The following is a 12,067-nucleotide window of genomic DNA, read 5'->3' on the forward strand; positions in this document are numbered from 1 at the left end:
GCGAGGCCGCCGCAGGGCCTTGCGAATAGCCCCGACAGCGCAGGCCTGCGCGCCGTCTGCGCGCAGGCCGATCGCGAAGAGAGGGGCACCTCGCAAAGGCGCCCTCCACATGCGGTGCTGTCTCGCGCCTTCGCTGCAGATCGAGACGGCGACCTAGGCCTGACCGCGAGGCAGGTCGAAGCGATCGGCATTCATGACTTTGACCCATGCCGCGGCGAAGTCTTGCACGAATTTGCTGCCCGCATCGTCCGCCGCGTACACTTCCGACAGCGCGCGCAGCTGAGAGTTGGAGCCGAAGACGAGGTCGGTGCGCGTGGCGGTCCACTTCGGCTTGCCGGTGTCGCGGCAGGTGCCCACGAAGACCTCGTCCGCGTGCCCGTCAGACAGCTTCCACGCGGTCCCCATGTCCAACAGGTTGACGAAAAAGTCGTTCGTGAGCTGGCCCGGCCGGTCGGTAAGAATGCCTTCCTTCCTGCCGCCGTGATTGGCGCCGAGAACCCGCAGGCCGCCGAGCAGAACCGCCATCTCCGGCGCGCTCAGGGTGAGGAGTTGAGCCCGGTCGATCAGGAGCTCCTCGGTGGGAACGTTGAACTCGACCTGAAGATAGTTGCGGAAACCATCGGCCCTGGGCTCCAAGGGCTTGAAGTTCTCCGGATCGGTGTGGTCGGCAGACGCGTCGGTGCGGCCGGCCGTGAAGGCCACGGCGACATTGTGGCCGGCATCCCTGGCCGCCTTTTCCACCGCAGCTGAGCCGCCGAGCACGATGAGGTCGGCGATCGACACCTTCTTGCCATCCGAAGCCGTGCTGTCGAACTTCGTCTTGATCCCTTCCAGCACCTGGAGCACGCGTGCGAGCCGCTCAGGCTCGTTGACCTCCCAGTCCTTTTGCGGCGCGAGCCGGATGCGAGCGCCATTGGCGCCGCCGCGATGGTCCGACCCGCGATAGGTCGACGCCGACGCCCAGGCAGTCGCGACCAGCTCGGAAACGGACAGGCCGGAACCGAGGATCATGCCCTTGAGCTTCGCGACATCGGCATCATCGATCGCAGCGTAGTCCGCCGCTGGAATCGGATCCTGCCAAATCAGATCCTCGGTCGGAACCTCGGGGCCGAGGTAACGCGATTTCGGACCCATGTCCCGATGACAGAGCTTGAACCAAGCGCGGGCGAAGGCATCGGCGAACTGCTCCGGATGTTCGCGGAACCGCTCCGATATCGTTCGATACGTCGGGTCCACTTTGAACGCCATGTCCGCGGTCGTCATCATCGTCGGCACGCGGCGATCGGGGCTATGGGCACCCGGCGCCAGGTCCTCCGGCGCTTGGTTCACAGGCTGCCATTGCTTGGCACCGGCGGGGCTCGTCACGAGCTCATAGTCATAGTCCAACAGCATGTGGAAGTAGGCATTGTCCCACTGCGTTGGGCTGGGGGTCCACGCGCCTTCCAGCCCGCTCGTGATGGTGTGGTCGCCGACGCCGCTCTCGTGCCCGCTCTGCCAGCCGAGGCCTTGCTGTGCGATGTCGGACCCCTCCGGTTCCGCACCGACCTTCGATGCATCGCCAGCGCCGTGGCATTTGCCGAAGGTATGGCCCCCGGCGGTCAGCGCGACGGTCTCCTCGTCGTTCATCCCCATCCGAGCAAAGGTCTCGCGGATATCGCGGGCAGATTGGGCCGGATCGGGCACGCCGGCCGGGCCCTGGGGGTTGACGTAGATCAGCCCCATCTGAATCGCCGCGAGTGGGCTCTCGAGCACTTTCTCTTCGGTGATGCGGGTGTCTCCCAGCCACTCCTCCTCGGTACCCCAGTAGATGTCCTTTTCAGGTTCGAAGACATCGACGCGCCCGCCCCCGAAGCCGAACACTGGCCCGCCCATGGACTCGATGGCGACGTTGCCGGCCAGGATCATCAGGTCGGCCCAGGAGAGTTTGTGGCCGTACTTCTTCTTGATGGGCCAGAGAAGGCGGCGCGCTTTATCGAGATTGGCGTTGTCAGGCCAGCTGTTGAGCGGAGCGAACCGCTGTGAGCCCGACGATGAACCACCGCGCCCGTCGCCCGTCCGGTAGGTGCCAGCGCTGTGCCAGGCCATTCGGATGAAGAAGGGGCCGTAGTGACCATAATCGGCTGGCCACCAAGGCTGGCTGTCGGTCATCAGCGCATGAAGATCATTCTTGACCGCGGTGAAGTCGAGCGACTGGAACTCCTTGGCGTAGTCGAAATTCCTGCCCATCGGATCCCCGGTGAGACCCTTCTGGTGAAGGATGTCGAGCGAAAGCTGATTTGGCCACCAGTCTCGGTTCGTCCGGCCCAGCAGAGACCGCATCGCGGCGGGGTTCTTCGCCGGACAGCTCAGCGGACCCCCGGTGTTCGTGTCCATGATCTTGGCCTCCCTGGTTGCTTTGAGGCCAGACTATCCGCGGCGTGTGAGCGGCAAAAAGCGAATCTTAGCGATCCGGCCGCGGCGTCGGGTCGGGGCTCAATCGAACAGACCCAGCCAGGATTTTTCCGCCGGCCGCGGCCATAGCCTTGACCATGGCCGTACCCGCCGTGGTCACGCCCTGTGGTTTACCAAGAGCGTCCCGACTGCGCGCGCCCGCTGAAGCTGATCCTGTCGCCTTGACTGTGATCGACATACCCGCCCGAAACACCAAGGCCGAGACAGCCAACCGGTGCGCTTGCCTCGTGCGCAACAATTGCCAGGTCACGCCGTTGTTCCAAAGCAAAGCAGGAGGATCCCCATGCAGAGGCGCGAGCTGATTAATACCGGGACCGACAAGCGCTACGTCCGCCGGGACCCTAAGGGGCAGTTCAAGGAATCCGACGATGTCGGCAAGTCGTTGTCGCAGGACGTGAAGAAGGCGGCGAAGACCAAGGTCAAGTCCGGTCAGGGTGACAAGGGCGATCATCGGCGGTGACGCCTGTCGGCGGGCAGGGTTCCCCCTCACCTCATGCAAGGGAACTTCAGCCGGCCGGCCTGCTCCGCTGCGGGCGGCACCGAGATGCGGATGTCGATGAACACGATGTCCGCGGCGCCTGCCTGCGCCCACGGGGCACACTCTCCGCACGCATAGCCGGCGGACCGCTCGGTTCGTCTCTTGGCACCAAGCCTGTGCTGGACATGCGGGCCTCGGTAGGTGGACGCGGCGCGGTCTGTCGATTGCAGACAAGTCTCTCGCCGCTTCGGTGCTCAGTCGCCCGCGAGATGCGCGACCGACCGGGACATCCGAAGGGGTGAGCCTGATTGCTCTCACGCCGGGCGGCACGCCACCTCCGGCCCCCGGCCGGTTGGGTGCAGCGCGTTTGGGCGGAACAAGGAACGCGTGTGCGTGCTCCTCCGCGCCATTCGCGGGCGCACGCTGCCTGCGTCATGTCGCAGGCAGCCGGACAGGTGAGGCCTCAAGTGACACGCTCGAGCCCCGCTGGCGGCGCGCCGAGCGAGAGCATCGAGCGCACGTCGAATGAAAATAGCAATGTTCTCGGGAGAGCCGTTTTGCTGACTGTCGACGCTCTCGATCGAAAGCACCTGGGAGAGGCTGCTGGCATCGTCGCGGTCGCTTCCGATAACGGGAATCATGACGAATTGCTGGTCTGGAGCGCGGTCACCCTGCGCGCGTCGCGTGACGCCACCGGCACTCCTCGTTCCCGGCCTCTCCTGCGCGTTCATGTGGCTTCTTTGAGCGCGAATGCCCTGCGCCCGCTGATTGACAAGATCGCCTGGCTGGGTGGCGCCGCTGGGATCACTGACATTCTCTGAGCAAGGCGCTGTCGCGCTGCTCAGGCTCCGGAGGAGACGTGCCGGCGTCCGCGCACCCTTCATCTACAGCGCTCGCATCTGGCCGTCTGCGCTCCACGATCCGTAGATGCACGAGCACCGGTAGGCGGCTGCAGGCCGTCCTCGTCGGTCGAAAATGGCGTACGCCTCAGCCGCGGCGCACCCCTTCTGCAGTCGCGTGCGACGAAGCGCGATGTTTACCGCCGGCTGCCCTTCGATCCGCCACGCTCCACCCCCGGCGGAACGCAGGCGACGCGACTGAAGCGAGCGTAGAAATTTGCGTCCACAACGGCGGCGTCCGGCGCCTCGCGCGACGACATGTTCAGCCTCACTCTATGCTCCCCCTCGACATCAATCCCGAGGCGGGCGAGCACGCAACCGACAGCCGCTCGTACGCGGCCGGAGACGGTGTGATCGGCCTCCTCGAATCGTTGGATGCTCTCCGCGGACACGCCGGCCATGGATGACAGGGCTTGCGGCGTCAGTCCCAGCAATGCTCGTGCCTGACGGCACTGCTCGGCCGAGATGTACTCGCCGAGTTTTGCACCGGGCCCGCGTATGGGTGGATCGTCCTGATCTGGCATACGCCTCTCAGAGAGCTCGCGACGGCGCGCGCGGTTGCGCCAAGGTTCGGCGCGATAATGCGCAGTCGCGGTTTCCAGACTCTTACCAAACGCTTGCATTTGCACGGCATTTCGGACCGGGGTAACGCCGCCGCGGGCTTCAGCATTTCGCAAGCTTCCGCCGGATAAAAGCAGCGATTGCTGCGGTTCGCACCGCCCTTGTAGAGGGGGGGGTTCATTGGTCGGTTTCCGGATGGTCGTTACTGACGTTGACACAGCCGTGACGCTTCGCGTCTGGGTAGAAGAAGATGGTGCGCAGGTCGGTGAAGTCTTCGCACCTTCCCAGGTCGTGCCAGGTGCCGTTGTCAAACTGACCGCGCCAGAGCCCATGCCGGCGAGCCGAGCAGCCCGGACCGCCTTCGAAGTCGCGGCATCGCGCGGGCTGGAGCTCGTCGTCGCCGACCCGGACGACATCTGGGACGGCATCCCGACCGCTCCATCCGACCGCGCTGATGAGCCCTCGCGTTGATCGCGGGCGCGGCGCAACGCACGACATCGATCGAGTGGCCAACCGCTCATGACAAGGCGTTCCGCACCTCCGACTGGCCCCGCGGGACCGCACGACTGCGGCGGTGGGCATCTACCGCAGACTGATCTGGTAGGAACCAGATCTCGGTGGTCACAGGCGTGCCCTGCCGGACAGGCTGCTGCAACGAGGTGAACCGGGTCTTCGCCGCCTATCCTGCATTGAGGGCACCCGAAAAGCTGCCGGCACACCTTCTCGCATTTGCGCATGACCCGTCGCGGCCCAGAGAGCCGGACGGGTGGCGCCGACACGCAGGCTTCGATTGGCGAGCGGGCAGACGGAGAGCGGCGTCCCGGCGGCCCCATCGGCGCGACCTGCATCCTGCTGCCTGGCCCGAACGGCACTCGTGTCCGTGACTTTACCGAGTTCCGCGCCCATTTCAGGCTGAAGCGCGAGGAGCGTCCCGTAGGCAGACCTGCGTGCGGATTCGCTCGTCGAAATGCCGGAGCCATGAGCGTGTCCGATCACCTGTCCCGAGGACGAGACGCTGAGCGGCCTCGGCTTCCGCCAGAGGTCCCCGCTCAGAGCGCGGGTCCCCACGTCGAGCTCAACGATGAAGGCGTCATCGTGCGCGCGCCGCCCGAGGCCCTCGATCGCGACGGCAATCACCTCACCAGGCTGCGCAGTCTGCATCCGGAACTTCGAAGTCTCGTGCGCGAACTCTCGACCGCGCTGGGCGAAGGCAACCGCCCCTACTCCGTCCTGGGAGAGCGCGCTGCTGCATACGCCGCACAGATGGACAGGAACCTCGGTGAGATCGATTTCGGGCGCCTGTACCTCGCCGGCGTGCGGCTGGAGAATGCAAGCCACGAGACACAGCGCCTGATCGCGGGCGGCGAGCTCCCGCACATGGATGCCTCGCTCGGCGAGAAGCTTGCATCGGTCATCGCGTTGCACGGCGTATTCATCCTAGGCACCGCCGAGGGCCTCTCCGCGAAGCTTGCCGAAGAGCGTTACCAGCGCCGGCCGGACGAGGAGCGGCAGTACCGCTCCACGGCAGTTGCACTCGCGAAGCAGCTGCAGAGTCGCCCGGACCTGGTCGAGCGCGATGTCGCGAGCGAGGTGATCCAATCGGCGTCTGAGATTGGGGCAGGCCGCATTGCCGAACGCAGCACCATCGCCGGTCACGCGACGCTCAGAAATGTCGTGATCAGCCTGGCGGCCGGTGCCATTGGAAGCGCAATTCTCAGCAACCCCGCGCTCCTGCTCGCCGCCGGCGGCGGCGTTGCGGCATGGTTCGGCGGCCTTGCCGTCAACGAGTCTCTCAAAAAGTCCGGGTTCTTCCGCGACCTCACGGATCGCGGTGGTTCGGCCATCGACGTGGCGACCCGATTTGCGCATGAGCGGACGGCGATGGCGTTCAAGGCAGGGCTGGACCGCCACGCGGCGTTCATCGCCAATCATGAGCAGGTCTTGACGCGCCTCTCCGCCTGGTGGGCGGACATGAAGTTCCTCAGCGGGATGCTCGACTGGTTTCGCGTTCATCGGTCCGCGCAGAGTGCGCGGACGGCCGCGGCTTCTGAGGGCAGCGATGCGTCCCGGATCTTTGGCTCACGGATGGTGATCGAGCTATCGCTGGGGCAGCTGGCCAACCATCTCCGTGACGCAGCGGAGGCGCGCCGGGAAGCACGCCTGCCCCTCGGCGTGCTTGACGAGCAGCTACAGTTCCCTCCCGGCGGGACGAAGGCGCTCTTGGCGCTGGGCGTGCCGTTCGAAGGGATGTCGGTCGAAGTGGTGGGCGGTGATACCGCCGCGATCCGCATTTTGGACCGCGGATAACAGAAGGCCGGTGCCAGATGTGAAGCGGGAGGCCACCCGCTTATGCTCAGCGCCGCTTCTGAGATCGCTCGCGACGTTGCCTGGCACGCCGTCGGGAGTGTCGGCAGCGCGAGGGCTCGGCTGTGCGACAGCACCGCCCTATGCCGTGGAGAGGTCGAGCGACACGGCCGCTCATGCGATCGGAAGCGGGTCCCGCGCCACCCGCGCTGGGCACGCTGAGACTCAGGGGAGGAGGTCAGAGGGAACCTTGCCACCGTTTTCGGCAAGCTTTCGCATGACCTGCCCGTGCAGCCAGAGGTTCATGCCGGCGCTGTCATTCGGATTGCCGGAGTAGTGCAATTCCTTCGCCAGCGTCTGGCGCGCCGCGAGACTGCTATCGAGCCCGAGCAGCTTCATCAGATCGACGATAGAGCGCCGCCAATCCAGGTTGCGCCCGTCTTTTGCGGCCATTCCAACGAGAGCCGCTTCAACGTCAATAGGTGCACCGGCCGCTGCCGCCGCGGCGGAGGGTGCGACGGGCGTCGTGTCGATAGGGGGAATCGGCGCCGGCGCCGCCGTTGCCCCGGCCGCGGCGGCACTCGAAGCGTTAGGGTCAGGAGCACCGGGGTGCGGCGCGGGCTCCGGTGACGGGTCCTGCCCGAATACCTTCGCCATGATCAATCGGAAGATGCTCATGCTGCGGCCCCGTCCGACGATATTTATGGTTCATGCTGGCCACCGGCTCGCCTGGGGCAGCGCGCCGCTCGGTCGCGGCGCGCCGGTCAGAGCTACCGCTTCAGCGCATCGCGCGCGTCTTCCCTGGTGTCGCCGATGCCCTTTTGGATCTTGCCCTCAGCCTTATCCATCTTTCCTTCGGCCTGCATCTTGTCGCTGCCGACGGCGCCGCCAACCCCGTCCTTCACCGCACCCTTCGCCTGTTTGGCTGCGCCCGTGACCTGGTCCTTGTTCATAACGACACTCCTTCTTGGCGTGCCGGTATTGGCCTGCCGTTGGGAGCAAAACATCCGGCCGCGTCGGTGGTTGCCCGCGGCGCGCAACAGCGGTGTCTGTCCACAACTACACCTCAAGGTATGCAGGCTGGTGATGCGCATCTGCTGCTAGCGTACTGCCCCCCCCCGCATCGCCCGGAAACCGGTGGAACGCGGTATACGTTCACTCACTGCTCGGCTGCCGCTTTCGGGAGCTGATCGCAGGGATTAGAAAACATATGTCGAGCTTTACATTGTCCGCGGCGGCAGCAGCGCTGGTCGGCGCCCTGACGATTGCAGGAAGCGCAGCCGCGCAGCAGGCAGCACCGCCGAATGTGGCGCCGCGCGACGCGCCTACTCAGACGCAAACCGGCACGACGGCGCCTGTGCCGCCCCCGGGGGGGCCAAGCGTGCCTCCGACGATTCAGGGCTTGGGGACTACTCAGCCGCCGTCGACGGGGAACACGACGCCAGGGAGCGCGCCGACCTCAGGCAGCCCGGCGGAGAGAGATACAAGCCAGTCCCCGAGCCAAACCACGCCGCGATAGCTGCCTCCATCGCCCCGAGCGCCAGGTGACCCGGTACACCGTGTCCGCGGCTCGGGTCTCGGGCTGCATCGCACAGGCTCCTGAGAGGACCCGTACCGCAGCCTGGGCCGTCTTCAAACAAGCGGCCGCCCGTGCGGGGTCGTGGGCGGCCCCGGTGCCCACGCGGGCCGCCCGCGGCGCATACGCCACGTCGGCCTAGAGGCACGGCTTGGCCGATCTAGCGATCCCGGAAGACACCAGTGGCTGGAAACGGGCGCGTATGTCCGTAAGGAGGGACGACCGGGTCGTGAGACCGAGATCGCCACGTCGTTCTATCGACGATAAATGCCAGACACGCCGGGACTTCAGCGCGGGTCGGACCGGTGAGCGTGTCGCGATTGGCGTCGCAGCGTGATGATGACGTAGGCCCTGCGAGGCGTGCGGATGCGTCAGCCGCGGCGTCGATCGCGGGCTGAGCACCGAGCCGGGCGAGGGCGGCGAAATCCTGGTGACCTTGGCGCGGGCGACCGGACCGAGATCGGCTTGGGATCGTCCAAAGGCACGCGGATTCGGCTCTCCGTTTCACTGCGCGCCGGCGGGTGACGCGGCGCCGCGAAACTTCGTCCCACCATCCCGCGCATCGCCGACGACACCGTGGAACCTTCGACGACTTGCGCGCGGAGGCGCCACGCCAATGCTCGAAAACCTGTCTCGCCGGCGAAGAGGTGCGGGTCGGGATGGTGTTGGGCCGCCAACCGCAAGCACGGGCCATCGGCCGCATCTCGCACGGGATCGAGGCGGATGTCCCGGATGACGCTGAATTGGCCGGGTGCCCGCGATCCCGAGCGTGTACGGTCTCCGACGTAACGAGTCGATGATTTTAGATTTCGGCGCGCGAACATTAGCCTCCCGACTCTACCTTTGGGAGTACCGAGGCATGCCTCTACCGTGCCGGATGTGATGAACTTGCTCACGGATCCGCAAACCCGGATGAGGAAGGCATATGTCGCAACGGCGCTCCGACTCAATTCCGCAACAACTTCGAGTACGACAGCATGCGGGACCGAATCGCGATCATGGGGGTGTTTGCGCATCACCGCTGGCGCTTTTACGCGCAGAAGACATCGATCGTGAATACGGGCTCGATGGTCCGGTCCGCCGCAGCCTTCGTGGCGGTCGACTAGGGCCGAAGCCTCGGACTAGCGGATGTTCGCCAGGTGCCCAGCCACGCTGAGATGCCGCCTCTGCTCGGCTTACCGCTGATCCGGGCCGGCAAGCCGAGCCGCATGAAACTGCCAAGCTCATGCTTCGTTGTTCGGCCGCTGCTGGGAGCAGCACCGACTTGGCCCGCCGCGCATGGTTCCCCGCGTGGCGGGCACCTTTTCGACACCTCAGACGGCTCACCGCATCCGCTCGAGCAAGCGCCAGCTGCCCGCGCGGAAAGCGACGGCCGTGACGATGGCTTTGATCGGCTTTGCCGCGGGGGCAGCACCCCGAGCAGCATCACCCCAACCGAGATCCGCCCACAACGAGTATGACGCTATCAACCCGGAGACGGTCTAATGGACGTTCGCCCTTTCCGCAGTGAAGCCGATTACGATTGGGCGCTGGCCGAGGTTAAGCAGGATTTCGACCGTGAGCCTGCGCCGGGGACGCCGGAGGCTGACCGGTTCGACGTGCTCTCCGCCCTGTTCCAAGCCTACGAGGCGAAGCGCTGGGTGATTGACGCCGCCGATCCCATTGACGCCGTGCGCGGCTACATGGAGCAGGCCGGCCGCTCAGAGAACGAGCTAGCCGCGCTATTCGGCTCCCGCTCGCGAGCGACCGAAGTATTGCATCGAAAGCGCCGGCTGACGCTGGATGAGGTTTTCAAACTCAACCGCGAGTGGCGCATCCCGGCTGACGTGCTAGTGCAGCCCTACCATCTGCTGGGCCCCAATGTCTGGATCTCGCCGGCAACCGCGCAAGACGATCAGCTTGTGGAGAGAGCCCAGTCGGAGCTGAGTGGCGGTCAGCCGGCGAAGAAAGCCGCTGTACCCAGGGAGTCCGCCAACGCTCCGTTGCGGCGCGGAAAAAAGCCGGCAACCGCAACCAAGCGCGGCGCGGTTCGCCAGGACTGATGCGCGTCCACGCTTCCGCGGCAGCGATGGCTTGCCTGCCGGGACGCCGTTCCTGGCCCCTTGAAGGTCAACACGGAAGTGGGTGCGCCGAACCTTTCTGTGCCGCCGCGGAGGCCGGGAGGCGCCGCTTCATAAGGCGGTGCGCCTGGCTGCGACACCGTCCGCCCAGTCGCAGCAGCCGTTCCTGATTGGGTCGCCACCGTCATCGGCGCCGCAATCGGAGGCGTCGCAATCCAATACTTCGCGGAACTTTACTCCAAGGAAATGCCGATCTGGCGGATCAGCGTGCCCCATTTGTCGATCTCGCTGCCGATGAAAGCCGCGTATTCCTGCGGCGAGCCGCCGGCCATGACGTAGCCGCTCGCGGCAAAGCGCTCTTGGATCTGCGGGGACGCCATGGCTTCCAGCGCGGCGCCGTTCAGGCGCGCTACGATCTCGGCTGGGAGGCCCGCGGGACCGGAAAGACCTAGCCAGCCGATCGCGGAGAAGCCAGGAAAGCCGGATTCAGCGATGGTCGGTGCGTCGGCATAGAGCGGACTGCGCTGCTCGCTTGTCACCGCCACGACGCGCAGCTTTCCCGCACGCACATGCGGCAGCGCGATGTCGACATTGATGATCGCGACCGGCACCTGCCCGGCGAGAAGGTCGGTTATGGCGGGCGCGGCGCCGCGATAGGGCACGTGCAGAAGCTCGATACCCGCAGCATGCTGCAGCATCGCCATGGCGAGGTGGCCGGAGGAGCCGGATCCGGGGCTCGCGAATGTCACTGAGCCTGGCGCTGCCTTCGCCATGGCGATGAAATCGGCAACGCTTCGCGCCGGGAAGTCCAGTCCCGCGACGATCGCGTTGGGCAGCGAGGCTAGGCGCACGACATGGGTGAAGCCGCTGCGCGAATCATAGGGCATCTGGCGGTAGAGCCCGTGATTCATCGCGTTCTGGCCGTTGCCGGACGCCAGCAGCGTATACCCGTCCGGCGCCGCGCGGTTGACCGAGGAGGCGCCGATATTGCCATTCGCTCCAGCCCGGTTGTCGATGACGAAAGGCTGGCCCAGGCTCCGGCTCAACGACTGCCCGAACATGCGGGTGATGACGTCGTTGCTCCCGCCGGGCGGGAAAGGAACGACGACAGTGACTGGGCGCTCAGGCCAGGTCACGGCAGAGGCTGGCCGGGGCAACCCGGATGCGGCGCCGGCCGTGAGCAAGGACAGTGTCGTGCGGCGCGTCAGCCTAGACATGAATGCTTGCCTCCCCTTGTTGTCGCTAAGGATCCGCGGCGCCAACTCGCCCCGATCCAGAGCGCCACGCGCTGTTTCCCACAAACTACGGCAGAATGGGTAAAGGCCACATCAGCCGTCCGGGCGGATGCAGGGTCTCGTTGATTTTCGGGTGGGATGAACCGCCGGCCCGCCAGCGCCGCACCTTGTCCGTCTGGTGGCCGGCAGGCCACCAAACCATAGCTTGCCCGGGTGAAGTCCTACCCGCAGCAGACATCCCTCTCGACAGCCGTTAGCTGGCCTGCAGTCTCGGGCGGATCTCCCCGGCGATGGTCCCCTCGCGCTGGAGGAGGACGTCTGATCGCTGGCGACTGCTAGCACGGCGCCTGGAAGAACTTCTCGACCGGCTTGTTCATCGCGGAGCAAATGCGACGCCTCGGCCGCCCCTGCTTTCAGCTCCGCGGCAATCGCGACGCCGATCGGCTCTACCCACTTAGCCCATCCTGCGAAGCCAGCGGCGGGCGATGGTGAAGGCCTCGGGG

Annotated in this window: 10 protein-coding genes; 5 read left to right on the forward strand and 5 right to left on the reverse strand. The window is 65.9% G+C overall.

Translation table 11 applies throughout. The features are described from left to right. Positions 1-153: 153 nt before the first annotated feature. Positions 154-2,373 carry a catalase/peroxidase HPI gene (gene katG / locus GXW71_RS10365; protein WP_211852416.1) on the reverse strand — a complete coding sequence of 740 codons (2,220 nt, stop codon included), beginning with the start codon at positions 2,371-2,373 and terminating at the stop codon, positions 154-156. Positions 2,374-2,734: 361 nt separating this feature from the next. Here katG and GXW71_RS10370 point away from each other — a divergent pair, with 361 nt between their 5' ends. Both GXW71_RS10370 and GXW71_RS10375 read left to right on the forward strand, forming a co-directional pair. Further along, positions 2,735-2,911 carry a hypothetical protein gene (locus GXW71_RS10370; protein ID WP_211852417.1) on the forward strand — a complete coding sequence of 59 codons (177 nt, stop codon included), beginning with the start codon at positions 2,735-2,737 and terminating at the stop codon, positions 2,909-2,911. A 575-nt stretch (positions 2,912-3,486) separates the two neighbouring features. Continuing rightward, positions 3,487-3,750 carry a hypothetical protein gene (locus GXW71_RS10375; protein ID WP_211852418.1) on the forward strand — a complete coding sequence of 88 codons (264 nt, stop codon included), beginning with the start codon at positions 3,487-3,489 and terminating at the stop codon, positions 3,748-3,750. A 215-nt stretch (positions 3,751-3,965) separates the two neighbouring features. On the opposite strand, the gene GXW71_RS10380 is transcribed toward GXW71_RS10375, so the two are convergent. Next, positions 3,966-4,352 (reverse strand): helix-turn-helix domain-containing protein, encoded by a 387-nt coding sequence (locus GXW71_RS10380; protein WP_211852419.1) that lies wholly within the window; start codon positions 4,350-4,352, stop codon positions 3,966-3,968. Positions 4,353-4,611: 259 nt separating this feature from the next. Between GXW71_RS10380 and GXW71_RS10385 the strand changes: the two genes are divergently transcribed. Both GXW71_RS10385 and GXW71_RS10390 read left to right on the forward strand, forming a co-directional pair. Further along, positions 4,612-4,860 (forward strand): hypothetical protein, encoded by a 249-nt coding sequence (locus GXW71_RS10385; protein WP_211852420.1) that lies wholly within the window; start codon positions 4,612-4,614, stop codon positions 4,858-4,860. 624 nt (positions 4,861-5,484) lie between these two features. Further along, a complete protein-coding gene (locus tag GXW71_RS10390; protein WP_211852421.1) occupies positions 5,485-6,696 on the forward strand; it encodes a hypothetical protein in 1,212 nt (403 codons plus the stop codon). A gap of 222 nt (positions 6,697-6,918) precedes the next feature. Here the strand turns inward: GXW71_RS10390 and GXW71_RS10395 are convergent, their stop codons facing one another. Together GXW71_RS10395 and GXW71_RS10400 are read right to left on the reverse strand one after the other, a co-directional pair. Continuing rightward, entirely contained in the window at positions 6,919-7,371 is a 453-nt protein-coding gene (locus GXW71_RS10395; protein WP_211852422.1) for a DUF3597 domain-containing protein, read from the reverse strand. Between the two features lie 92 nt (positions 7,372-7,463). Then, a complete protein-coding gene (locus tag GXW71_RS10400; RefSeq protein WP_211852423.1) occupies positions 7,464-7,646 on the reverse strand; it encodes a CsbD family protein in 183 nt (60 codons plus the stop codon). A 2,107-nt stretch (positions 7,647-9,753) separates the two neighbouring features. On the opposite strand from GXW71_RS10400, the gene GXW71_RS10405 reads away from it, so the two are divergent. Then, the gene (locus GXW71_RS10405) at positions 9,754-10,311 is read left to right on the forward strand and encodes a helix-turn-helix domain-containing protein (RefSeq protein WP_211852424.1); all 558 of its coding nucleotides are present in this window, start codon (positions 9,754-9,756) and stop codon (positions 10,309-10,311) included. 251 nt (positions 10,312-10,562) lie between these two features. Here the strand turns inward: GXW71_RS10405 and GXW71_RS10410 are convergent, their stop codons facing one another. Then, on the reverse strand, positions 10,563-11,591 hold the full coding sequence (locus GXW71_RS10410) for a Bug family tripartite tricarboxylate transporter substrate binding protein (RefSeq protein WP_211852425.1): 1,029 nt from the start codon (positions 11,589-11,591) through the stop codon (positions 10,563-10,565). Between the last annotated feature and the right edge of the window lie 476 nt (positions 11,592-12,067).

Origin of the sequence: Plastoroseomonas hellenica (assembly GCF_018129085.1) — a bacterium.
Classification (GTDB): Bacteria; Pseudomonadota; Alphaproteobacteria; order Acetobacterales; family Acetobacteraceae; genus Plastoroseomonas; species Plastoroseomonas hellenica.